The following is a 23,839-nucleotide window of genomic DNA, read 5'->3' on the forward strand; positions in this document are numbered from 1 at the left end:
GTTCAACGGAAAAACTTTGGGGTTCCCACTTTTCACAACTGATAAAAAAATTCCACCCACATCTGCGGAATGTGGGTAGTAACTGCTCACCGCAACGCAGTTGCGGTGAGCAGTTACGCTACATATTTTACCATTGACCCAACTAAATCTTCTGTTAATTTATTATTTTTAGCAACGTTACTAATATCACTATGGATTACTTGTTTAGTAATACTTTCCGCATATCTACGGGAAGAATGTTTCTTTGTTTCTACAAAATTCAAGGTTTCACTAAAAGGTTTTTGGCAGTTTTCACACTTAAATCTGCGCCGATTTACTCTGAGAATTACTTCTTGGTTACTGATAGGTAAATCTCTAACCATAATTCCTTGATTTTGATGAATACGATGGCTGGCTTGACCATATCGTGGGCAAAATGCGGTTTTATTCTCCGAGATCACGGCTAAAATTAATGTTTCGCCTGTCTGTTTTTTATTTTCTACTATGACCCCCGGTAAATTTAGTATATTTGTCATTAACCTCTTCATAGCTTATTCCTTTCCCACCTTTTTTTGAGCATTTGATTAACATTTGAGCAGCGGTAAGTACGGAAGAGTCACGATAATTTACGCATCCTTACCGAGATTTTGAAAAGAAACCGGGTTTCTGACTTCTCACAGACTCCAAGAAACCGGGTTTCTGCGATAATTTACGCATCCTTACCGAGATTTTGAAAAGAAACCCGGTTTCTAACTCCCACGCGCCCCACGCTATCCTCCAACTTCAACTAAACCCAGCTAACCACAGCGGAAGCATCAACAGCAACCCGACAGAAGTGATGGCGATGCTGCTAGCTAACAAATCGCGATCGAGCTCGTATACTTCTGCTAAAATCAGCACGGAAAGAGCTGTGGGCGTTCCCGACATCAACACCAACACGAACCTCGGCTCGCCACTCAATCCGAAATAACTAGCACCCAATCCGATTAGCACCGGCACAATTACCACTTTTAACAGTGACGGGATTAACGCCAGTTCAAAACTTTCCCATTTCTTAATAGACCTAAGCCGGATGCCAACCAGCAGCAAAGCACTGGCAATTACCACCCAAACAGCAGTCTGCAATCCCGATTCCACTGTTTCGGGCAGGGGGATGTTTCTAGTATAAAAACCAATTAAAAAAGCCCACAGGGCGGGAACTGTCAGCACGTCCCGGATCTGAGTCCACCAGTGATTTTTTTGCTCGGAGTTCCCAAAATAGCTAGCAATAAATACACCGAAACAATAAGTTCCAATAACGTTGTTAGTGACGCTGTACAAGACAGCCCAGTTGTTGTTATCGGTGCTGATGATAGACGGGGTGATTGCTAATCCAACAAAGCCCGTATTCCCTAACATCGCAGCTAGGAGAAAACTCCCTTGGCTCGATCGCTTCAGGGAATTAAAATTTACTAAAAATAAATTAACTAGAGAATTTTTGCCCTGAAAATAAGGCTTTTGGATGTGGGCTGCACTCAGCCTACGCAATAATACCCAAGTCAGCCAAGCACAACTCGTACTCAGAAATAACACGAATATGGCGATCGCCGGCGTGAATCCCACAGCACCAGAAAAATCGCTCTGACGGGCTAAAACTAGAATTTGCAGCGGTATCCCAATCCAGAAAAGAAAGTGGCTCAGCAGCTTGGGAAAATCAACTGGGATGTACCGAAACAGCAGCAGTCCTAAGCCCGTCCAGATAACTAGAGGCGTATAAGCGTGAAATAAGGTTTCAATCATAAAAATTTAACTAGACAATTGGAAATGCCTGTATCTATTAATAGTAATGCTAAAATCCGTTAAGAAATGCGAATTGTCGTTAGCGGAGCCGTCGAAGAGGATCGCACTTGCACGCTTTTTCGTCCTCGCGTGTTCGCAGCACTGCAGGCCCGAAAATTTCCGCCCAAATTCCCGCACCTTGCAGGACACAATCCTCAGAGTCGCAGCCCCAAATGCTTGCAGCTTTTTACCTTCACATTCACAAAACCTCTGTTAATTTGACCAATGTGCGATCGAGCTATCTTGCCTTTTCCGAACAGACGTGCAACGTTTTCCTGCCGTTTCACTCTAACGGAAATACGGCGACACTAAAGCTGCTGATGACTTGCACTCATTAATTCAATTTCAAAGCATTAACAGGCACCTCATCCCAAGAACTAACAGTCCGCAAGGTAGCAACCCAGCCCTGCTCTTTTTGCTCCGTCGTCAAATTCTTCTCAAAAGATTCGTGGCAATCCTTCGCTTGAGTCTCATCGCAACAAGCAATGCAAGAATAAAGAATACCTGACGGATCGATTTGCTCGTTTACCCAAATAATCACCATCTACTCTCCCAATTAACTTAATTCTTATCTAAATTTTCCTATATTTTTGTCAATTAATTAGGTCGGTATTAATTAACCACAGTGTGGCATTTTAGCTTAACAGGCAAGATGCCTGTGCCACACACAGGCAAGATGCCTGTGCCACACACAGGCAAGATGCCTGTTCCACACACCGGCAAGATGCCTGTTCCACAACAGATGAATTTTGGGTTTGGCACGCGAGCCCGCCTGAATTACTTCGATGCCAAAGTTGCCAAAGACTCGCCCGCAACCCGGCAAATCCGCCAGTCGGGCATCACATCAGCACCGATACCCTTGTAAAATCCGATCGCCAATTCATTCCAATCCAAAACGCTCCATTCCAAACGCCCGCAGCCCCTTTCAACCGTCAACTGCGCTAAATAAACTATCAAAGACTTGCCAATTCCCCGCCCTCGAAACTCAGGCACCACAAACAAATCTTCCAAATAAATTCCCGGCTGAGTCAAAAAAGTAGAATAATTGTAAAAAAACAGCGCCCAGCCGACAACTTGACCTTCGCACTCGGCTAAAATCGCTTCAGCAAAAGGTCGATCGCCAAACAAATGATTCTCCAAATCAACGGCATTGCCAGTAACGGCATGAGATAATTTTTCGTACTCAGCTAAAGCTTTAATCAAATCAAACAGCACCGGCACGTCGGCGCGGGTAGCTGGACGCAAAATTACCTCAGAAGACATAAATAAGTAAGTAGTACGCGACAATCAACAATTAAAAATACCACATCAAGACATTTTTAATTTGTAATTTTTAATTAATTTTTTCCACCTTGAACCAGCATATTTACGGTGGCCTCGGAGTGCCACCCCACAATAATTTTAAGATTTTTCAAAATGCCAACTCAATTTTTTTGGCTTATTTCAACCAGCCCTTCAATCGTTCCGTCACTTGAGGGCGGCGCAGCTTTCGCATTGCCTTATTTTGGATTTGACGGACTCGTTCGCGGGACAAATTGAACAAACTGCTGACCTCTTCTAAAGTGTAAGGTTCGCCGGTCAGCAAACCGTAACGCATAGCAACAATCTCTTTTTCCCGCTCAGTCAAAATACTGTCCAACACCTCCAAAATATCTTGGCGCATCATCATCTCATTCATCTGAGCTTCGGGAGATTGCGTCGCGTTATCTTCGAGAACATCCAAAAGTTCCGAACTTTCTTCTGAGCCGATGCGGTGGTTGAGAGACAAAGATTGCCGACGTACTTGCTGGAGGTAGCGAAGCTGTTCGCAAGTAACTTGCATTTCTCTCGCAAGTTCAGTTTCAGTTGGATTGCGTTGAAGAGAACGCTTCAAATCTCGATAAACTTTTTTGAGTTTATTTAACTGTTCGACAATGTGAACAGGCAAGCGAATCGTCCGCCCTTGATTGGCAATTGTCCGGGTAATTCCTTGGCGAATCCACCAATAGGCATAAGTAGAAAACTTGTAACCCTTCTCCGGATCGAACTTTTCGGCTGCTCGATTTAAACCCAAAGCTCCTTCCTGAATTAAATCGAGAAAAGGCACGCCCCGATTAAGATAGCGTTTGGCAATCGAAACCACCAAGCGCAAATTCGAGCTGATCATTTTCCGTTTCGCCGACTGACACTGGTGGCGAAGCTGTTGCAGTTGAGTTTCGCTTATCCCCAAAGCCGCTGCGAGTTCAGCTTTTGTCGGCACTCTGTCTAATTCCTGCTGCAAACGCTGTTCTAGTTCATCCAGGGCTACCAATTCTTGAACGCGGCGCGCCAACTCTACTTCTTCGGCTGCTGTCAGTAGAGGATACCGAGCCATTTCCTTGAACAAAGCTCCCACTGGATCGTCGGCAGACCAGTTGTTGTATGCTGACGATCGAGTTACCGTCGGACGATCGATCTCGGTGTCTTCATCTTGTGCGATCGCGAATGAGGCGTCGGGTGCCACCGCAAAACTGCCTAGGTCAGATTCTGCCATATCGTGCTTGGTGTCGGTGGAATGATTTGAAAAGTATCCCTTAACTTTAACCAATTTAACCCGAAATTTCCGAAATCCATCTAGAAGCCTGTGACAGACATTAGATGGCCCCAATTTTATACCTTTCTATTGAGTTCGAGCCAGTAAAGGAGCTGCCTGCAATAATTGCTGAGTATAAGGGTGCTGCGGATTAGTAAAAATATCCCTAGTCTTACCGATTTCAACAATTTTTCCAGCATTCATTACCGCAATCCGATCGCAAAAAAATCTCGCCACCCACAAATCGTGCGTAATAAACAGATAAGTCAAATTAAATTCCTGCTTCAACTCCAACATCAGCTCTAAAACTTGAGTCTGCACGCTGGCATCAAGCATACTCACAGGTTCGTCGCAAATTATCAGTTGCGGCCGAGTAATCAAAGCACGGGCGATCGAAACTCGCTGCTGTTGTCCTCCTGACAATTCCCCCGGATAGCGACGAAAGAAATCCTCCCCTGGACTTAAACCCACCCGCTCTAACATTTGGATTACTTGTTTTTTAGCTTCGCTGCCATTAGCTAATTTGTGAATAAACAAAGGGTCAGCAATACTTTGCCCGACAGTCATCATCGGATTCAAGCAAGCGTGGGGGTCTTGAAATATCATTTGCATTTCGCGGCGGTGCTTCCTCACAGCATCGCGGTTCAGGGCAGTTATATCTATTCCTTGAAATTCCACTTTGCCACCAGTCGCGGTAATTAGCTGCAAAATCGTGCGTGACAAGGTACTTTTCCCGCAGCCTGACTCCCCCACCAGCCCTAGGATTTCTCCCCGTTGTAGCTCTAAACTAACGCCGTCTACTGCTTTAATTACCTGGCGATTCCTGGAAAACAACTGATCTAATAAATTGCTTTCTAAACTGTAGTGTTGCTGCAAATTCGTTACGGTCAAAAGAGGCGAATTTGTTAAGTTTGCAGTAATGACTTCAGTCCTGATTTCCTCGAATGCTAACCCTTTGTCAGAATCGGCTTGAATGTGCAAAGCTGCTTTGAGGAGCGATCGAGTATATTCGTGCTGCGGCTTTTCAAAAACGTTTTGCACCGGCCCTGTTTCTACGACTTTACCGCCGTACATCACCGCAATGCGATCGCAATACTCAGCCACCATCGCTAAATCGTGAGAAATCAACAAAATAGCCGTTCCCCGTTCCTCACAAAGTCTGGTTAATTCCTGCAAAATCTGAGCAGCTACAGTTACGTCCAAACTTGTAGTCGGTTCGTCGGCCACAATTAATTTGGGATCGAGCAAAAGAGCCAAAGCAATTGCTACTCTTTGCCGCATTCCGCCGCTAAATTCGTGGGGAAATTGCGACCAGCGAGACGCGGGAATTTTCACAGCTTCCAGAGTTTCGATCGCCCGTTTCTTAGCTTGCTTGCGATCCAAATTCGGTCTGTGAGCTTGCAAAGTCTCGATGCAATGTTCTCCTACAGTCATCAAAGGATCGAGACGAGTCATCGGATCTTGAAAAATCAATGCTACAGCTTCGCCCCGAAACCGTCTCAGCCGCGAAGCATTCATATCAAACACCGACTCTCCAGCAAAACTAACTCGCCCCTCAATCAGCGTTGAATCGGGCAGCAATCGCATCGCCGCCCTTCCCAAAGTTGACTTACCGCACCCAGACTCCCCAACTAATCCGAGCTTTTCCCCCGGTTTCAGCGTCAGGGAAACCCCGTCAACGGCCCAACCGGATTGGCCTCGCCGCTGGGGATAAGCTACTCGCAGATTGTCAACGGAAAATAGAGAAGAGTCATTAGTCATTAGTCATTAGTCCTTAGTCTGTTGTCTGTTGTCTGTTGTCTGTTGTCTGTTGACTGTTAACTGTTGTCTGTTGACTGTTAACTGTTGTCTGTTGTTATTTATTATTTATCAATATACGGGCGGTTAGTTGTTAGTTATTAGTATTTTTCATGACTGATTAGTTATTGGCAAGAGACCGATATGCTGTTTGTAAATACCAATATAAGTTGCTGCTACAAACAAAGATTTTATTACTACATCATTAACCGACCAACCGCTTACTAACAACAGTCAACCGTCAACCGTTAACAGTCAACCGTCAACAGTTTGTAAATACCAATAGAAATTGCTACAAACAAAGATTTTATTACTACATCATTAACCGACCAACCGCTTACTAACAACAGTCAACAGTCAACCGTTAACAGTCAACCGTCAACAGTCAACAGTCAACAGTCAACTGACTAAATTTCCCTTCGCTTCAACTCAGCTCTCCGCAGTATATAAGTAGCGGCACAATCTGCGTGAGGATGGTCTGCTAAAACTTCCGCCAGTTCCAACACATATCCGGCGATATCCGGCCCCAGCTTCTCAGTCAGCACTTGACGTTCCCGAGAGGCGAGTTCTTGCACCCGGGCCTTAGCTTGCCAATTCGGAGAAAACATCTTGTCAATCTCGGTGTGGAATCCCAGACTTTCGAGAATGTCCCACTCGCCGTTATCGCACCAAATGCCCCCGCACAACATACAGCGCTCTATGTAAAAGGGCACTCTGCTGAAAGGAACTTTCGCCCGCGACAGATAGTGACCGTCTTCGGGACACAGCGCTGCTTTGCTGTCGTAGACAGACGGGGTGAATTCTATGCCGAGAGTCCCTGTCGGATCAGGCTTCTCGGATTTGTTGTACCACTGGGTCTGCTCTTTTTGCCAAGCTTCGTATTCTCTGCCTGGAATCCAGATACCGTAACAGTTGGGACACCACTGCACCGACATACGGCCAGCTAAGGTACCGCCTTCTAAATTGGGATGTTTACATTTTGGACATTCCACCGCTTTATTTCTCCTTGCCTTATTAATTCCCTGTTAATTCAATTATTAATTCTGTATCTGGGCGGGCCCTGAAGAACCAGAATTTTTTTGCAGCAGCGCGCCACAGTAGCCAATTAGCGTGTTAAGCCGCGCGATCGCCGCAGTTTGCCTCGCCTTTGCTGTCGCTGGCTGGCGCGACGCTTGCAAAAACGTGACATCTGTCCCCAATAACCGCAGTTGCTTGTGAATTTCCGTCAAATAGGACTGCTCTGGGGGTGTTTCTGAGGCGTCTAACTCATCGCTTTCGGCTCTCATAATTTGGTTTCCGAAAAATTGTTGCACTTTTCTGTATTCGATCGCCAGCGCGGCCCGATCCAGATTATCCAGTGCAGCAGTTATTTGTAGTTGTTCTAGTGCTTGCTGTAATTCTTGGTAGCACTGGCGGCGGTCTTCGGACAATATCATGATTTTGTAAACAAATTTGTATTTATAATCAAAGTAGATACTTACTTAAGTTTGCTCATATGGAGGGAAGCCGTGCGTTTTTGGAGCAATTCCCTATTTTGTGAGAACTTTTTTTGATTTGCTGCCCTGACTCTACCCTTCTGGCTGCCGCTTTTAGTTTAGCGTTGCCGGTAAATGCCGATCCCCCGCAACCTCAACTGCTACCGCCAAAATATGCTTATTTTACCCGATTTTCCCCGATCAACAGACTGCGGCGGCGGCAGTGGTGTCACTATATTTTCCTACCTCCGAGGGGGGACGACTCGGAATTACATAGGTATAGTTTGAGAAAAATCGACTATTTTTTTGAATTGCAAATTGTGGCATTCAATTAGTTTAGTATAGCTAAACACATAATTTCGGCAATTCAACCGGAAACCGGCTTTTAACCATTTGTATTTCTAAGTTTTAAAGGTGTACCCCATGAACGCGAACACTCTGACTCCCTCTCCTTCGATCGATCCTGCTGTAGTTCCCGACTGGCTGCAAGAATGCCTGAATAGTGGATCGCAGCCTGATGGGGGCCCTAACCCGAATTGCTCGACGGACGACAGCTTAATGTGTCGAGCCTTTGAATTTGCCCGCGACTTGCACCAAGGACAATACCGCAAATCTGGAGAACCTTACATTTGCCATCCGGTAGCTGTCGCTGGAATACTCCGGTATATGGGCGGCAACAACGTCATGATTGCCGCCGGCTTCCTCCACGACATTGTTGAAGATACAGATATTACTCTCGAAGAAATAGAACAGCGGTTCGGCGCCGAAGTGCGACAGTTGGTTGAAGGTGTCACCAAACTTTCTAAGTTTAATTTTTCCAGCAAAACAGAGCGCCTTGCGGAAAATTTCCGCCGAATGTTCCTAGCAATGGCTAAAGATATTCGCGTCATTGTCGTCAAACTCGCAGATCGGCTGCACAACATGAGGACTTTGGAGCATTTGTCCGAAGAAAAGCAGCGCAGTATTGCCCTAGAAACCCGAGATATTTTTGCTCCCCTAGCAAACCGTTTGGGTATCGGCCGCTTTAAGTGGGAATTGGAAGATTTAGCGTTTAAATACCTGGAACCTGAAGCTTACCGCGAAATTCAGGAATTGGTAGCCGAGAAGCGGGCCGATCGAGAAACTCAACTGGCAGAAGTCACCGATAGTTTGCGAGAAAGGCTTGACAATTTAGGCATTAAATGCTATGAAGTTAGCGGTCGTCCCAAACATTTGTACGGGATTTACGGGAAGATGCAGCGCCGCCAAAAAGGGTTTAAGCAAGTGTACGATATTGCGGCGGTGCGGATCATAGTAGAAACCAATGATGACTGTTATCGGGCTTTGGCGATCGTCCACGATTCTTTCCGCCCGATTCCCGGCCGCTTTAAAGATTATATCGGTTTACCAAAAGCCAACCGCTACCAATCTTTGCACACCGGAGTAATCGGAACCAGCGGCCGCCCCATCGAAGTGCAAATTCGCACCGTAGCAATGCACCACATTGCAGAATACGGCATTGCCGCGCACTGGAAATACAAAGAAACTGGGGGTTCTAACACAACAGTCACCGGCGACGACGAGAAATTTACTTGGCTGCGACAACTCCTAGAATGGCAAAGCGACCTCAAAGACGATCGCGAATATTTACAAAGCATTAAGGACAACTTATTCGACGAAGATATTTACGTTTTTACTCCTAACGGAGACGTGATTGCTCTCAATAGCGGCTCAACTCCCGTAGATTTTGCTTACCGCATTCACACAGAAATTGGCAATCACTGCACCGGTGCCAGAGTCAACGGGCGAATGGTAACACTAGACAAAGTTTTAAAGAACGGCGATATTGTAGAAATCTTGACCCAAAAAAATGGTCATCCGAGTTCCGACTGGCTAAATTTTGTCAAGACAAACGGAGCAAAAAACCGAATTCGCCAGTGGTTGAAGCGATCGCATCGAGATGAAAATCTCGCTCGCGGCCGGGAATTGCTGGAAAAAGAATTAGGTAAAAACGGCTTAGAATCTTTGCTGAAATCTGAACCCATGCAGTCTGTGGCTCAGCGCTGCAACTACCACAGCGTCGAAGATTTAATCGCCGGTTTAGGCTACGGCGAAGTTACCCTAAATCTCGTAGTAAATCGGCTGCGAGATTTAGTAAAAGTGCAGCAAAAAATTGAAGCTGCTCCTGCCGGAGGACATGAATTGCCCCAGCTAATACCTGCATCGACGACACCGAAACCAGTACCGAGTTCGTCTCCGAGCAAATCGCCGATCGCAGGTGTAGAGGGATTGCTCTACCATTTATCCGGATGTTGCTGTCCGATTCCTGGGGAATCAATTATTGGAGTTGTGACTCGCACTCGCGGAATTTCGATTCACCGGCAAGGATGTTCAAATGTTGAGAACGTACCGGGCGATCGGTTGGTTCCTGTGAGTTGGAATTCCAGCAACCGCAATGAATCTCGACCCAACACTTATCCGGTTAACATTCAAATTGAAGCCCTCGATCGAGTGGGAGTTCTCAATGATGTTTTATCACATTTGAAGGACAACCAAGTGAACGTCCGCAGCGCTCAAGTCAAAACATATCCCGGATTACCTGCATTAATTGACTTGTGCATGGATATCCAGGATAAACAACAGTTCGAGCGCACTTGTATGCAAATTAAAAAGATGAGCGATATTTTGAATTTGCGGAGGCTGAGCGAAGGGACTTAAGAAGATAGCCTAACTGTATTGTAGGGTGCGCCCCGCGCACCTTATCCTCTGTTCCTAATTCTTTAATCTAAAATCTAAAATGGTCTAAGTCGCAATGAGATTTCCACTGTTTTCACAGGTAGCATTGCGCGAAAACATCCCCAAATAAATTTAAAAAAAGGTGCTACAGGCACTATTGTTGAGAAGTACCCGATGCCGGAAAATCAATAAGACAGTTATAGCTTAGAGGGTTTCAATGTCGAAGCAATTAAAGTTGAAGTTGCCCAGTCCCAAATTGAGTCCATAAAAGCTTCTGTTTTGCAGCTTGGCAAATTAAGTTGACGTGGGAATATACTAAAATTCAAACCCTTTATTTCGCCGGAGCGACTGGCTTTGACACGCCCAACTTTTGCTGCAAAAACTCCCGCGCCACTTGTCCGGCTTCCTGCTGTTGTTTATCAACTTGGTAGTTTAGTTTCCGCATATCTTCTTCGGAGATTTTGCCACCCAATTCTGCGAGAACTTGACGCAATTCTGGGTATTTTTCCAAAATTTGCGATCGCACAACCGGAACTGCTTCGTAGGGCGGGAAATAGTTCTTGTCATCCTTGAGAACTACTAAACCTAAACTTTGAATCAAACCGTCCGTCGTATTACCAGCAATCACATCTACTTCTTTTTGTTGCAGCGCTTGATAAAGCAATCCTAACAGCAATTCCTTCGGTTGTTCTCGAAACTTGATCCCGTAAGTTTTAGCCAATCCGGGAAATCCATCTTCTCTCTCGTTAAATTCTGGGCCGAAACCAGCCCGGAGGTTAGGTGCAGCTTTCCCAAGTTGCGAGAGAGTTTGTAAATTGAGTTTTTTGGCATCGTCTCCCCGCACAATAATCGCAAAACTGTTATTAAAGCCCAGTGGTTCCGTCCATTCTGCTTTAAACTGTTTGGGATATTCTTGTTTGAGGTAATTGAGGACTTTTTTGGGATCAGAAATCGGTTTTTGTTTTAGCAGGTTGGTGTAAGCAGTACCCGTGTATTCGACGTACAAATCGATTTTACCTGCTGTTAGGGATTGATGGCAAAGCGAACCTCCCAGATTCAGTTCTCGTTCTACTTTGAGATCTGTTTTAGCTTCGATATGGCGTGCTAAAATTTCTGCAAGGATGACTTGTTCGGTAAAGTCTTTCGAGCAGATGACAACTTGCTTTTGGGGCTTAGAGGTACATCCTGCTACTACAAGCAAGCAAAGCAGCCAGCAGGAATAGAAAAAAAAATCGTTCTTAGAGATTTTCATGACTTAACTCAAATTAAAAATCTACAATTAATACCTTATAAGTTATAGCATAAAGCCCAGATCGCAGACTTGTTCAAGAAGTCTGCGCTTTAACACCGATCGCACTTTACCCAAGTTCCGTTTTCCTGTTGTAACATTTATTGATAGACATGGAGGAATAAATATGGTAATCAGAGTCAGCGATATTATCCACGAGCAGCGACAATTTTTTGCGACTGGGAAAACTAAGGATGTGGATTTTCGGATCGAACAACTCAAGAATCTCAAAAGTGCGATCGCCTCCAATCAATCACGGATTGTGGATGCTGTCAAGGCGGATTTGAACAGGCCGGAGTACGAGGCTTATTTTGAAATTGCTGCGATCGCAGAAGTTAATTATGCCATCAAAAATGTAAAATCGTGGGCAAAGCCAAAAAAAGTGCCTACTTCGATCGATCAATTCCCAGCATCGGCTCGCATTTACCCAGAACCTTTGGGCGTAGTTTTAATCATCGGGCCTTGGAATTACCCATTTCAACTAATGATATCACCCTTGGTGGGGGCGATCGCCGCCGGCAACTGCGCCATCCTCAAACCTTCAGAAATCGCCTCGCACACGTCGGCAGTTGTCGCCGACATGATTACCAAAACCTTCGATCCCGCCTACGTAGCCGCCGTCGAAGGAGGAGTCGAAACCAGTCAACAATTATTAGCGGAAAAATTCGACCACATCTTCTTTACAGGCGGCACAAAAATCGGTAGAATAGTGATGGAAGCCGCAGCCAAACACCTGACACCTGTGACATTAGAATTGGGCGGCAAAACTCCTTGCATTGTAGACTCAGATATTCAAGTGGAATACACAGCTAAACGCATTGCTTGGGGCAAATTCATCAATGCCGGTCAAACTTGTATCGCTCCAGATTACCTGTTAGTTGATAAAAAAGTTAAACCCGATTTGATGCAGGCAATTAAAACAGCAATTCACGGATTTTACGGCGACGATCCGCAGAAAAGTCCCGACTATTCCCGAATTATCAATCAGCATCATTTAGGACGTTTGGCAGAGTTTATCAAAGACGGAGAAATTGTCGTCGGCGGTCAAACAAACCCCGAAGATAAATATATTGCACCGACGGTTATCGACAAAGTTTCCTGGGATTCGCCTGTGATGAAGGATGAGATTTTTGGGCCGATTTTGCCAGTTCTGGAGTATGATGATTTCGGGGAGGCGATCGCCCAAATCAACGCCCGTCCCAAACCTTTAGCTTTGTATTTGTTCTCGAAGGATAAAGAGAAACAAGAGCGAGTTTTGCGGGAAACTTCTTCCGGCGGAGTTTGCATAAACGACACCGTTATGCAAGTCGGAGTAACAAGTTTACCTTTTGGCGGAGTTGGCGACAGCGGCATCGGAACCTATCACGGCAAAGCAAGTTTTGACACCTTTTCGCATCAAAAAAGCGTGCTGCAAAAGTCATTTTTACTTGACTTAAAATGGCGCTACGCTCCCTATCTAGGTAAGTTGGATTTGATTAAGAAAGTTATCGGTTGAGCGCTCGGACTTTTAGGGGTGGGTTCACCAAGGTTTATAAGATAAGCGAGATAGTCAAATAAACCCGCCCCCTTTCTGATCTTATCGGTTAAGCGATTCCACGGTTAACGATTATTTTCATAAATTTTAAATGATTGCTCATCTGTTTTTTGAATGATTTCGATCACACTCTCTACGTCACTCCTAAATGACAGTTGTCATCCAAAATAATCCACATTAGAAATGTGTATAATATCTTTTAGCATCTTCTCGCTAACAAGCAATTTATGGAACCTTTAGCAAAAGAACGCTGTGCCGCCTGCCGCCCAAACTCTCCCCGCGTCACAGCTTACGAAATTGTCCAGCTAAAACCTCAAATTCCCGACTGGAATTTCATCGAAAAAAATGGCGTTCCCCAAATAGAACGCACCTACGAATTCCCGGATTTCAAAAGTGCGATCGCCTTTACAAACAGCGTCGGCGAAGCAGCAGAAACCGAAGGCCATCACCCCGCACTGTTAACCGAGTGGGGAAAAGTTACCGTTACTTGGTGGACTCACGCGATTTCTGGACTGCACCGGAATGATTTTATTATGGCGGCGAAAACCGATGCGATCGCCAATCAATTCCCAAAATAAAATCCGACTATCGGCTGAGAAGTAGGTGGGTAAAAATAAACATTAAATAGATAGGTCGGGCGGGTTTTGCCTTCATCTTCTCGCTTGTATATGAGTGATTCTTAGCTAGACCCGCCCCTATAAGATACTATTTTTTTTTTGCAATGACCTACTTAATACTCTAAGAAAGCACCGCCCTGGGCACTGGTGAATGCGCCTGATTGGCATTATTCAACAACTCCAGATTCAGCCGGTAGCCGACATTCCGTACAGTTTGAATCAGGCTCGGCTGTCGCGGGTCGATTTCTATTTTTTTCCGCAGAGAGAGTACGTGAGTGTCGATCGTCCGGGGGTTATCAATAGCATCAGGCCAAGCCCTCCGCAGCAAATCCGATCGCGACAGCGGCACTCCTCCAGCTTGAGCCAGCACGTACAGCAGGCTAAATTCCTGGGGAGTCAGCTCAATATGTTCCTCGTACAACCTCACTCGGCGCTGCACCAAATCAATTTTCAGCAGCCCGCACTCCAGCGTCGCCGGCGGTATCATCGTGCGGTTACGGCGCATCAGAGCTTCCACCCTGGCCATAAATTCTTGCATCCCAAAGGGTTTAGTCAGGTAATCGTCTGCCCCCGCCTTCAAACCTTCAACAATATCCGATTCCGAATTCCGCGCCGACAGCATCAAAATCAGCGACTGCTGCTGCTGTTGCAGCCAGTTGCAAAATTCCAAACCGTCCCCATCCGGCAATTGGGCATCCAGAATGACTAGGGTTGGCTGGCGGCTAAAAAATATTTCCCTAGCGTGACTGATATCCGCTGACTGGTGCACCCAGTGACCGACTTGCTGTAGATGCCAGCCCAAGAGCGATCGCAGGTGCGGATTCCCTTCAACAATTGAAATACTTGCAGATTCCACAGAGGCGAGCTTCCCATATCACTAATTGCTACAAGGTTAACAGAGCTTTTGTCAAGCTTTTGTAACCATCGCTACTCAAGCATGAGCTGCATTTAAAGCAGCGGACATACCTAGGGTAGGAATTTTAAAGATTGGGTTAATTTGGGAGGGTCAGCCTGCAGAAAGGTTAAATCATTCTGGCGATGAGCTTACAATGAAAATAAGACAGTGTAAAGCCGATCGATCCCATGCCCCAACCGCCTGCCAAAAGCGATCCCCCCGACCCAGCCCCCACTACTCCCAGGAGGTTGACAAATCGCGCAAGTGAAACTAGAATTCCTCCAACCGTTCGCTCGGTAGCCGGAACACTCAGCCACTTTGACCGCCAAATTCAGCAACATCCCGACTTAATTAAACGCACAGCGAATTATCTAGGTGCGCGCAAGAAGTCGAGCAACTGCATTGCAACGAGTGAAATTTTTTATGGAGGGTAGCCTGTTGAGCAGGGTAAAAACTTTTATTTAGAAATAGCCTCAAGCTGAGCTACTCAGCATCAATCGAGGCCATTCCTAAATCCCGCCGTCATTATACAAACCACAAAGGATTTCAAGCTCACACCATGCTACAAGACACCCAAACAATCCGGCACTACCAAAAACTCACCGACGCCCTCGTCGAAATGTGGAATAGAGGTTATCGCTTCGATGACCTGCGGCTTTACTTAGATGGCTATTTAGCAGCCCTGCGGCATTCCAACAGTTTGGAACCCTATCTAATTCACAGACTAGAGGAAGAAGCAGCGCGTTACATTCATGACCCCTCCAATTTTGCAATGCCACAGACCCAAACTGAAGCAGACTACTATTAAATAGCAAATTCGGTTTGATAAACCCTTGATGATTTGGGATGTGGGAATTGGGAATTGGGAATTGGGAATTGGGAATTTTAACGGGTTCCCTACTTTGGCTGGGAACCAATGTCCAGAGGCTCGGCCTCGCTTTGGGAGCCTAAAAATTCGATGCCGAGCCGGCCGCAGTGCGTTCCCAGGCTCTGCCTGGTATAGCAATCCTAAAAGAGTCGTAAATTTTTTACCCCACCCCAACCCTCCCCGAATCTGCGGGGAGGAAGTAAGAAATTCACAAATAATTTAGTATTGCTATAACGAATAATTAAGTAAATCAACCTAATTCCACGGAAAACGCTATTGCTGTTATATCCCCGACATCTTAAAGATGTCGGGGATATGTTTTTTCTGTCTAATTTAAGAAGCCAAAGCCACTTCTACAACTTCTTGCAATTCGCCCTTTTGATACATCTCGATCATAATATCCGAGCCACCAATAAACTCGCCGTTGATATAAACTTGGGGAATTGTCGGCCAGTTGGAATACTCTTTAACGCCTTGACGAATTTCCTGGTCTGCCAAAACATCAACAGTTTCGTAAGGCACTCCCAAAGTATTGAGAATTTGCACCACAGTATTAGAAAAACCACACTGGGGCATTAACTTATTGCCCTTCATAAACACCATGATTTTGTTTTGCTTAACCAACTCGTCAATTCTTTCATGTGCTGCTGTAGTCATGGTAGCTCCTAATATTGTTTGAAAATTTTTAAACGTTGACTGACGCAGAAACCGGGTTTTTTAGGAAAATCTTTCGTTACAGCCATAGATTCCGGTTAAAAAACCCGGTTTCTTTGGTTGTTGTGCGTAAGTGCAGCAGTTGTATTTCAAGCAACTATTGACAGAAGCACAAACTTGTGATGCCAAATTGCCGCTCAACAATTAAGCAACTTGACTTTTCGCTTCCCATTCTGCGGGAGTTAAGGTTTCCAAGCCCAAAGCGTGGATAGCTTCACTAGCCATTGCCTGTTTGAGAGCGCCGTAGACCAGTTGGTGCTGCTGTACTCGGCTTTTTCCTTCAAAGGCTGCAGAGACTACTCTCGCCTGGTAGTGGTCGCCGCCACCGGTCAAATCGTCAACTTGTATTTTAGCGTCGGGCAACCCGGCCTTAATCATTTCTGCTACTTGAGACGGTGTAACCATTGGTTTCTGTGATAAACGGCTGTAATTTAGATTTTAGTGGAACTATTTTTTGGATGAACTCGGTTGACTGCTGGCAGGCCGGGGAAAGGGCGAATCCACAAAACCCAATTCCAGTAACTGCTGGTAAGCTTTCTTGCCCAAGTCGCGAGTTGGCTGCTGCGATCGAATAATCTGAATCAGCAGGGGTACAGCCAGTTCGGGTTTATTTTGTGCCCGGTGTACCAACGCCAGCCGGTAGGTAGCTTCGTCGCGCATTTGGGCTGTTTCTACAGCTTTGGTGCGGTGGCTTTCGGCCAAGCGGATGTCAATTCCGGCAAAACTGCTCCCCAGTTGTTGGTAGAAGTTCGACAGTTGATTGAAAATTTGGCGAGATTCTTGCAGCTTTTGAGTAGCGAGTGCGTAATTCTGATTGGAAATAGCACTGCTGGCTTCTGTCATCAAACGCTGGCCTCCTTGGACGCTCAGCAGGCTGCTGTCTTGCGTCATAGGGCGGAGATTGTTGGGGTCTGTGGGGTCGTCCGTCTGTTCGACTTGCCGTTGGTTCTCTGGCCCAGAGGGTTGTTGTGCTTGGACTTGGATCGGTTGCAACAGGGTAAAAGCTGCGATCGCCCCGATCGTAATCCGGGCAGTGGAGCGAAGCCAGCAAACAGTTCCAGAGTATACCATGAAATTACTTTGCGCCTGTGCGCTTTAATAAAATATTTAGCTTGAGCCGATCTTACCATTGGCGATCGCAACCGGCTAAGTGTAAACCAAATTTGTTGAAATGTCAAAGGGTGCGATCGGGCAAAAGGCTCTTGAGGAAAAATTCAAGTACAGACTTGACAAAATGTTCTCAGTATGAGAACATAAAAGTGTCGTTTAAAAAACGGTACTGGAATGAGGCTAATTTCCAAGAAAAATCTGGAGAGTGCGATCGAATCCTACTCCGACGATGCCAAGGCTGCGATCGCAGTCTGGCGCAAGGCCATCAAAGACAACGATTGGGAATCACTAGAAGAGATTCGACAGGGATATTCCAAATCGGTCGATCAAGTCTGTGGATATACCATATTTAATATTAAAGGCAATCAGTATAGATTAATCGTAAAAATCAACTATACCGCCAAAATTATATATTTTAAAAAATTTTTAAGCCATACTGAATATGACAAAATTAACTGGAATGATGAAAATGAAGTTAAACCTAAAATAGGTTAAATCCCACTAAAATTATCGGGGAAACATTACAGCTTCCCTGATGTGTTCAATTAATCAAAAACATTTACTCCAAACGTCAAAATTATGATACCGAGAAACAAACACCCACCTTGTACTTGAGAACCATGTCTAAGTAAGCAAGCAAAGGAATGAGAAATGAACATCACAATTGAAAAAACAGCTTACGGTCAACTGCTGGCTAAATCTCAGCCTAAGCCAATCCTGAACGAAGAAGATAATGATCTAGCCCTCGCCGAAGTCGATTTTCTGATGTCTAAGGAAGAATTAACAGTAGAAGAAGAAACTTTACTGAGTCTCTGGGGGCTGTTGATCGAAGAATACGAATCAAAATATTACCCAGATCCAGAAGTGACTCCCCGGGATGTTCTATTGCATTTCATCGAAGTTCGCGAACTCAAACAAGCCGATTTAGTGGGCGTGATTGGTTCCAAAGGAGTAGTCTCTGAGGTGGTTAATGGGAAACGGGCGATTAGCAAGGCGCAAGCTAAGGCGCTGGGAGAATTTTTTAATGTTAATCCTAGCGTGTTTATTTGAGGGGACTTGCTGAATCATGGTTAATAAGCCTTTTACGGGCGGGCAAGATGCCCACCCCACAAGAAAATTCAGTTTTTGTGGAACAGGCATCCTGCCTGTTCTTGAGAATATAGTAAGACTGAATTAAAATTAAACAAAGGCATTTCTGATGACACAACCGATCGAACTTTCCGCAAATACCTTACAAAATTATCAAGGTATCGGAGTTCCCGATGAAAGTCTGGCAGTGATTTTGCAGCGCGGCGGCGATGAATTGCTGCTGTCAAAAGCGAACGATCGCTTTACAGTCCGCCCCTCATCAACAGCATCAGCCTCAAACGATTGGGCTGCAACAACTGGGGCAAAACTCAACCGTCGCGTCGGCCCAACCAATCTCGAAGAATATCTCGTTGCGCCCTCTAGCCTAGAAGCAGCAATGCAAGCAGCCCGCGCCAGCGATGCCGTAGCTTTTGCCAGCCACGTCTATTGCCCCGCGAACAATCCGAGTACATTCTTTTATTTAACCGACCAAATTACGATCCAATTTGGCGAACAAGTAGACGAACAATCGCGAAAGGCGATCGCCAATGCAGCAGCTTTAAAAATAGTCCGGCCAGTAGAAGGAATTCCCAACACCTTCGTCTGCGAAGTCACAAAACAAGCAACAGAAAACCCGGTCAAAATTGCCAACCGCCTGACAAGATATCCAGAAGTTCTGGTAGCCGAACCCAACATTTTAGTAGAGACGCAGCAGCATTACACGCCCCGCGATCCGCTTTATCCCAAACAGTGGTATCTCAACAACAAAGGTGGCAACGAACTTGTCGGCGGTGCTCAAATTTATGCAGAACCAGCTTGGAACATGACTCGCGGAGTTCGATCGATCGTAATTGCGATCGCCGACGATTCAGTTGACATCACCCACCCAGATTTTCAAGGCCAAGGCAAAATCGTCTCACCCATCGATTTCAAAGACGGCGACACTTCCCCGATGCCAGTCGCCGACTCAGACAACCACGGCACAAGTTGTGCAGGCGTCGCCGTTGCTGAAGAAAACGGCAAAGGCATTGTCGGCGTCGCCCCCGGATGCGCCCTGATGCCCATTCGTACCACGGGTTTTCTCGATGACAATTCTGTCGAAAAAATATTTAATTGGGCGATCGAAAAAGGGGCCGCCGTCATTTCTTGCAGTTGGGGGCCTGCGGCAGTTTACTATCCCCTTTCCCTGCGCCAGAGTGCCGTTATCACCAAAGCAGCAACCCAAGGGCGGGGCGGCAGAGGCTGCGTTATTCTGTTCGCGGCGGGCAATGCCAACCGCCCAGTTAACGGCACAATTAACGAGAAAGGCTGGCCCAACAACGTTGTGGGCGGTCAAACTAGATGGCTGGCAGGATTTGCCGTTCACCCAGACGTAATTGCCGTCAGCGCTTCCACTTCCCTCAACAAAAAAGCAGCTTACAGCAATTGGGGCACCAGCATCTCGGTTTGCGCCCCCAGCAACAACGCGCCGCCGGGAACTTGGTTGCCAGAAACAGGATATATCGGCACGCCGCCGGAGGTGACGCAGTATTTGCCCGGTTTGGGGGTGTTTACTGCCGATCGAGTCGGGACTCGGGGCTACGACATGGGGGACTATACTGATACTTTTGGCGGTACTTCCAGCGCCACTCCAGTAGTCGCTGGGGTTGCAGGGTTGATACTTTCGGCTAACCCCCGTTTAACGGCGCGGGAAGTGCGGGGAATTCTCGAACAAACTGCTGAGAAAATTGTCGATCCCGATCCCGATCCCCAGTTGGGCAATCGCATGGGGAATTACGATCCCAACAACGGCCGCAGCGATTGGTTTGGTTACGGGAAAGTGAATGCTTTTAAAGCTGTGCAAGCTGCGGTGAGAAAGGGTGGCGGCAATCCGAATATCGGGGGTGCGGTGTTCAGTGATATTTCTGGACATTGGGCACAGAAGTTTATTGAAGCTTTGGCTGCGGCGAATATAATTAGCGGTTTTCCTGACGGTTCTTTTCGGCCTGATGACAGTTTAAACCGTGCTCAATATGCGGCGCTGTTGGTGAGTGCGTTTAGTCCGATTCCGAGGGTGCCGGCTACAAATTTTATTGATGTTTCTGCTACTTTTTGGGCGAGAAGTGCGATCGAACGGGCAAATCGGGGGGGGTTTTTGGCGGGGTTTCCTGGGTTGAAGTTCGGCCCGAATCAAAATTTGACTAAGGCTGAGGCGATCGTATCTTTGGTTAACGGTTTGGAACTCAAGGGCGGCAATCCTGATTCTTTGAAAGTTTACATCGATCGTTCTCAAATTCCTAATTATGCTTTAAGTGCGATCGCCACAGCAACTGCTTTGAAGATTGTGGTTAATTATCCTTCCCGCGATTGGCTGTCGCCGCAGCGGGATATTACCCGCGCTGAGATTTCGGCTTTGATTTACCAGACTTTGGTGGCAACTAATCGGGCAAAGGCGATCGATTCTCCCTACATTGTCTAGCTAAGAACAGAAAACTGGTTCGATCGTTCGGACTTCAGTCCTCATAAAATCCGAGGACTGAAGCCGCTATAATTCGCGGCGAGTCAAACCACTTTTTGCGTAAGTTCTGACGAAAAGATCGCTTTTTTGATGATAGCTTTACATATCGAGTTACTTTCCGGGAAATCCAGGGTTTGAGACTGCGAATCAAAAACAGTCGGGACTATTGCAATAACATGAGTTACATCTGCGGAATATGACCCAAAACTGCGCGTAGTGAATCAGAGATATTCGGTAAGCCGATTGTCAAGGTGAATTAATTTTTGTAAAGGTTTGCGCTAATCGCGAACATTACTGTGGAACAGACCTATATAATAACCAAATTACCCGTCAAGCTAAGACTTTTGATCGAAATCATTAATTAATAGAGTCTTTTCACTCATTTTCAAAATAGCCAAAAGTTTTGCGTTCGGATCTTCAAGGTGCCTCTTTTGACTGAACCTACCTTGTAAAAAGGAAAAACTCAAATGCCAAAAAGATCGTTGGAACTCTTCGGCGATGGTCGCGTATACGAAATCAAAGACGACCTAGCTATTAAAGTCACGGAGACTAATGGGCAAGTAAAAGCATTAATTGATGCTTTAAGCTTCAGTGTGGCTAAAACATATCATATTCATCCTCCAGACGAACAACCTCCTGATGTGGTAGAAGGCAGAGGTTCAAAGCATATCAATCAAGAAGGTTTCAAGCTTCTCACTACCTTTGAAGGATGTGAACTCACTGCTTATGATGATGGCGGTGGAGTTTGGACAATTGGTTACGGACACACGGGCGATGATGTTTATCCAGAACTGACTATTAGCCAAACGCAAGCAGAAGAATTGCTGAGGGAAGATTTAGAAAAGTTTGAATCCTATGTTGAGGATGCCGTTGAAGTTGAGATCGATGACAACCAGTTTTCTGCACTGGTTTGCTTCTGTTTCAACGTGGGCCCAGGAACAGAAGGTTTTGGAGGTTCAACTCTTCTGAAGCTATTGAACAACGGGGATTATCAAGGAGCAGCCAATCAGTTTCCTGTGTGGAATAAAGTCAATGGTGAACCCTGGCCAGGGCTGACACGCAGGCGCTTGGCCGAGCAAGCTCTGTTTTTAGGAATGCCTGAAGTTCGGGTTTTCACACTTACGGAGCCAATAATGCAAGGTGAGGATGTGCGTCAAGTGCAAGAAGCGCTGATCGTAGCAGGAATAAATGTTTCAGCAGATGGCGTTTTTGGTAAAGACACCGATCGTGCTGTGCGAGAGTTTCAACAGCAAAAAGGGGTAACGGCGGATGGTGTTGTCGGTGTCCAAACACGCAAAGAATTGGGACTATAAAATCGATTGTGTAACCAATTAGACTGACAGAATCAAGTAATTTTCACAAGCTCTGTGGAGGTAAGGTGCGGTGTGCATCGCCTACGGATAGAGTTTATGAATCCAGGACTGACCAAATTCAAATTGATTGGATAAAACCATGACTAACTCAAGCGACATCCTATTTAATCAACCTGTAATTATCGAAGCCTGTGAAGAATTTGTCCAACGGGATATGTTGGAAGTTAGAGGCAGTTTCCCGGGATTGCTCCAAGATGCCCCCATGTCTTCGACTGCGGTGGTCAATGGCTTATCTCAACAGTTGATTTATCAACTACAACTGATGATGCCAGATGCCTTTGTCAGTTTTGATCACCTTAATGTAGACTTGCTGGATGCAGCTTTTCCCTACGTACAAACCCCGGCAAAAGAGGCACTTCAGAGAGCCATTCAAGATCGAGGTCAAACGATGCAGGTGAACTCTGCTTACCGCACGATCGCCCAGCAAATGTTATTGTATAACGATCGCTTCAACAACTCTAATCCTGTAGCGCCACCAGGCACCAGCAATCACCAAACAGGGCTAGCGATCGACATTGAAGATGCCAGAGGCTGGGAATCTTATTTGATGCAATATGGCTGGCAGCCATTAGCGGGCGATCCGCCTCACTTCGACTACATAGGCGACGGGACGATCGATCTTCGCAGTAACTCAATACTCGCATTTCAGCAGCTTTGGAATCAGAACAACCCGGATGCAAAGATTAGCGAGGATGGCGGCTTTGGCCCCCAAACCGAGGATGCACTTAATCGATCGCCTGCTCAAGGGTTTGCTAAAGCCCCGTGGGATGACAAGCCCAGAACGTTGCGCTTGGCGATGCCCAGAATGGAAGGCTCAGATGTAATCAAGCTTCAGGAAGGCTTGAAAAAGGCTGGCGTTGTAGTTGGGGTTGATGGTGAATTTGGGCCGGCAACAGATACAGCCGTTAAGGAATTTCAGCAGAAAAAAGGTTTGAAGCCCGACGGAATAGTGGCTCTCAAAACCCGCGAACAAATGGCTTGAGGTGTTAGCGCGAGCGAGTTCACCAAACCTGGAACAGAACTTCCTCCGCCTTCGGTGGAAGTTCCGTTTATAGCTCAGCTTGTGGGTTTGGGCAGGTTTTGCTTCCAATTGTCACAAATTGCAGTAGCGCTATAATTGGCAATCTTTTTGATAATCAACGTAGCGAGGAGAGTAGCAATAGCAGGAGCAAGTCCCAGTCCTGAGATTAGAACAGGAGCTAACATCCCAGCAGCTTTAGTGTAATTCTGGCCGATCGCTTCATCCAGGATTTTCTGAGTCTGTGGATCGTTTCCGAGGGGTTGGCACATCAGCTCGTAAACTAAGGGGTTTACGCGATCGAACAACCGCTGGCCAGCTTCTAGGAGCTTGAGATCGATCGATGCTCTAGCGGCAACATTCACATCAATAGAATCCAGGGAAGTTGGGTCTATCCCTGTTGTTCCACGTCCAGCCGCATCATCCTCTATGGCTTGAGCGCGATCGCCAATTTGTGCTGCTAGCTGATCCTCATCAAGTTCCCACAAACTTTCTACAATAACTTCAATTTCTGCCATGATT

The 23,839-nt window shown here is 46.1% G+C and carries 25 protein-coding genes; 11 read left to right on the forward strand and 14 right to left on the reverse strand.

The window, feature by feature from the left end:
- Positions 1–113 precede the first annotated feature (113 nt).
- Positions 114–515 carry a transposase family protein gene (locus tag QUA04_RS14625; protein WP_333258072.1) on the reverse strand — a complete coding sequence of 134 codons (402 nt, stop codon included), beginning with the start codon at positions 513–515 and terminating at the stop codon, positions 114–116.
- Between the two features lie 247 nt (positions 516–762).
- Entirely contained in the window at positions 763–1,758 is a 996-nt protein-coding gene (locus tag QUA04_RS14630) for an AEC family transporter (protein ID WP_333258073.1), read from the reverse strand.
- 212 nt (positions 1,759–1,970) lie between these two features.
- Here QUA04_RS14630 and QUA04_RS14635 point away from each other — a divergent pair, with 212 nt between their 5' ends.
- On the forward strand, positions 1,971–2,135 hold the full coding sequence (locus tag QUA04_RS14635) for a hypothetical protein (protein ID WP_333258074.1): 165 nt from the start codon (positions 1,971–1,973) through the stop codon (positions 2,133–2,135).
- On the opposite strand, the gene QUA04_RS14640 is transcribed toward QUA04_RS14635, so the two are convergent.
- The 6 genes from QUA04_RS14640 to patD all read right to left on the reverse strand — a co-directional run bounded on the left by QUA04_RS14640 (position 2,132) and on the right by patD (position 7,581).
- The gene (locus tag QUA04_RS14640) at positions 2,132–2,338 is read right to left on the reverse strand and encodes a glycogen debranching protein (protein ID WP_333258103.1); all 207 of its coding nucleotides are present in this window, start codon (positions 2,336–2,338) and stop codon (positions 2,132–2,134) included. The genes QUA04_RS14635 and QUA04_RS14640 overlap by 4 nt on opposite strands.
- Before the next feature lie 236 nt (positions 2,339–2,574).
- Entirely contained in the window at positions 2,575–3,060 is a 486-nt protein-coding gene (locus QUA04_RS14645) for a GNAT family N-acetyltransferase (RefSeq protein ID WP_333258075.1), read from the reverse strand.
- A 175-nt stretch (positions 3,061–3,235) separates the two neighbouring features.
- Positions 3,236–4,309 carry an RNA polymerase sigma factor, RpoD/SigA family gene (locus QUA04_RS14650; protein ID WP_333258076.1) on the reverse strand — a complete coding sequence of 358 codons (1,074 nt, stop codon included), beginning with the start codon at positions 4,307–4,309 and terminating at the stop codon, positions 3,236–3,238.
- A 126-nt stretch (positions 4,310–4,435) separates the two neighbouring features.
- A complete protein-coding gene (locus tag QUA04_RS14655) occupies positions 4,436–6,109 on the reverse strand; it encodes an ABC transporter ATP-binding protein (RefSeq protein WP_333258077.1) in 1,674 nt (557 codons plus the stop codon).
- Positions 6,110–6,552: 443 nt separating this feature from the next.
- Positions 6,553–7,137: a zf-TFIIB domain-containing protein gene (locus tag QUA04_RS14660; protein WP_333258078.1), complete on the reverse strand. Its 585-nt coding sequence runs from the start codon at positions 7,135–7,137 to the stop codon at positions 6,553–6,555.
- Positions 7,138–7,182: 45 nt separating this feature from the next.
- On the reverse strand, positions 7,183–7,581 hold the full coding sequence (gene patD / locus QUA04_RS14665) for a heterocyst frequency control protein PatD (protein ID WP_333258079.1): 399 nt from the start codon (positions 7,579–7,581) through the stop codon (positions 7,183–7,185).
- Positions 7,582–8,043: 462 nt separating this feature from the next.
- Between patD and QUA04_RS14670 the strand changes: the two genes are divergently transcribed.
- Positions 8,044–10,317, forward strand: coding sequence for a bifunctional (p)ppGpp synthetase/guanosine-3',5'-bis(diphosphate) 3'-pyrophosphohydrolase (locus QUA04_RS14670; protein WP_333258080.1), 2,274 nt, complete (start codon positions 8,044–8,046; stop codon positions 10,315–10,317).
- Between the two features lie 349 nt (positions 10,318–10,666).
- On the opposite strand, the gene QUA04_RS14675 is transcribed toward QUA04_RS14670, so the two are convergent.
- A complete protein-coding gene (locus QUA04_RS14675; protein WP_333258081.1) occupies positions 10,667–11,587 on the reverse strand; it encodes a glycine betaine ABC transporter substrate-binding protein in 921 nt (306 codons plus the stop codon).
- A gap of 163 nt (positions 11,588–11,750) precedes the next feature.
- On the opposite strand from QUA04_RS14675, the gene QUA04_RS14680 reads away from it, so the two are divergent.
- Positions 11,751–13,118, forward strand: coding sequence for an aldehyde dehydrogenase (locus QUA04_RS14680; RefSeq protein ID WP_333258082.1), 1,368 nt, complete (start codon positions 11,751–11,753; stop codon positions 13,116–13,118).
- Positions 13,119–13,384: 266 nt separating this feature from the next.
- Positions 13,385–13,735, forward strand: coding sequence for a 4a-hydroxytetrahydrobiopterin dehydratase (locus tag QUA04_RS14685; RefSeq protein ID WP_333258083.1), 351 nt, complete (start codon positions 13,385–13,387; stop codon positions 13,733–13,735).
- Between the two features lie 160 nt (positions 13,736–13,895).
- Here QUA04_RS14685 and QUA04_RS14690 read toward each other — a convergent pair whose 3' ends face one another.
- Positions 13,896–14,630 (reverse strand): response regulator transcription factor, encoded by a 735-nt coding sequence (locus tag QUA04_RS14690; protein WP_333258084.1) that lies wholly within the window; start codon positions 14,628–14,630, stop codon positions 13,896–13,898.
- Positions 14,631–14,857: 227 nt separating this feature from the next.
- Between QUA04_RS14690 and QUA04_RS14695 the strand changes: the two genes are divergently transcribed.
- Positions 14,858–15,103, forward strand: a complete 246-nt coding sequence (locus QUA04_RS14695) for a hypothetical protein (protein WP_333258085.1) — start codon at positions 14,858–14,860, stop codon at positions 15,101–15,103.
- A 125-nt stretch (positions 15,104–15,228) separates the two neighbouring features.
- Positions 15,229–15,477: a DUF6761 family protein gene (locus tag QUA04_RS14700; RefSeq protein WP_332985209.1), complete on the forward strand. Its 249-nt coding sequence runs from the start codon at positions 15,229–15,231 to the stop codon at positions 15,475–15,477.
- A gap of 393 nt (positions 15,478–15,870) precedes the next feature.
- Here the strand turns inward: QUA04_RS14700 and grxD are convergent, their stop codons facing one another.
- The 3 genes from grxD to QUA04_RS14715 all read right to left on the reverse strand — a co-directional run bounded on the left by grxD (position 15,871) and on the right by QUA04_RS14715 (position 17,322).
- Positions 15,871–16,194 carry a Grx4 family monothiol glutaredoxin gene (gene grxD / locus QUA04_RS14705; protein WP_333042762.1) on the reverse strand — a complete coding sequence of 108 codons (324 nt, stop codon included), beginning with the start codon at positions 16,192–16,194 and terminating at the stop codon, positions 15,871–15,873.
- A gap of 201 nt (positions 16,195–16,395) precedes the next feature.
- Positions 16,396–16,656, reverse strand: a complete 261-nt coding sequence (locus tag QUA04_RS14710) for a BolA family protein (protein ID WP_172192604.1) — start codon at positions 16,654–16,656, stop codon at positions 16,396–16,398.
- A 42-nt stretch (positions 16,657–16,698) separates the two neighbouring features.
- A complete protein-coding gene (locus QUA04_RS14715; RefSeq protein WP_333258086.1) occupies positions 16,699–17,322 on the reverse strand; it encodes a hypothetical protein in 624 nt (207 codons plus the stop codon).
- A gap of 213 nt (positions 17,323–17,535) precedes the next feature.
- On the opposite strand from QUA04_RS14715, the gene QUA04_RS14720 reads away from it, so the two are divergent.
- The 5 genes from QUA04_RS14720 (at position 17,536) to QUA04_RS14740 (ending at position 23,281) form a co-directional block, all read left to right on the forward strand.
- Entirely contained in the window at positions 17,536–17,856 is a 321-nt protein-coding gene (locus QUA04_RS14720; protein ID WP_333258087.1) for a type II toxin-antitoxin system HigB family toxin, read from the forward strand.
- Between the two features lie 156 nt (positions 17,857–18,012).
- Complete coding sequence (locus tag QUA04_RS14725; protein ID WP_333049158.1) at positions 18,013–18,411, forward strand: transcriptional regulator; 399 nt, start codon at positions 18,013–18,015, stop codon at positions 18,409–18,411.
- A gap of 148 nt (positions 18,412–18,559) precedes the next feature.
- Positions 18,560–20,887, forward strand: coding sequence for a S8 family serine peptidase (locus QUA04_RS14730; protein WP_333258088.1), 2,328 nt, complete (start codon positions 18,560–18,562; stop codon positions 20,885–20,887).
- A gap of 506 nt (positions 20,888–21,393) precedes the next feature.
- On the forward strand, positions 21,394–22,239 hold the full coding sequence (locus QUA04_RS14735) for a glycoside hydrolase family protein (protein WP_333258089.1): 846 nt from the start codon (positions 21,394–21,396) through the stop codon (positions 22,237–22,239).
- Positions 22,240–22,378: 139 nt separating this feature from the next.
- The gene (locus tag QUA04_RS14740; protein WP_333258090.1) at positions 22,379–23,281 is read left to right on the forward strand and encodes a peptidoglycan-binding protein; all 903 of its coding nucleotides are present in this window, start codon (positions 22,379–22,381) and stop codon (positions 23,279–23,281) included.
- Positions 23,282–23,355: 74 nt separating this feature from the next.
- Here QUA04_RS14740 and QUA04_RS14745 read toward each other — a convergent pair whose 3' ends face one another.
- Entirely contained in the window at positions 23,356–23,835 is a 480-nt protein-coding gene (locus QUA04_RS14745; RefSeq protein WP_333258091.1) for a hypothetical protein, read from the reverse strand.
- Positions 23,836–23,839: the final 4 nt, after the last annotated feature.

It is taken from the genome of Microcoleus sp. S13_C5 (assembly GCF_036700845.1).
Taxonomy (GTDB): domain Bacteria; phylum Cyanobacteriota; class Cyanobacteriia; order Cyanobacteriales; family Microcoleaceae; genus Microcoleus.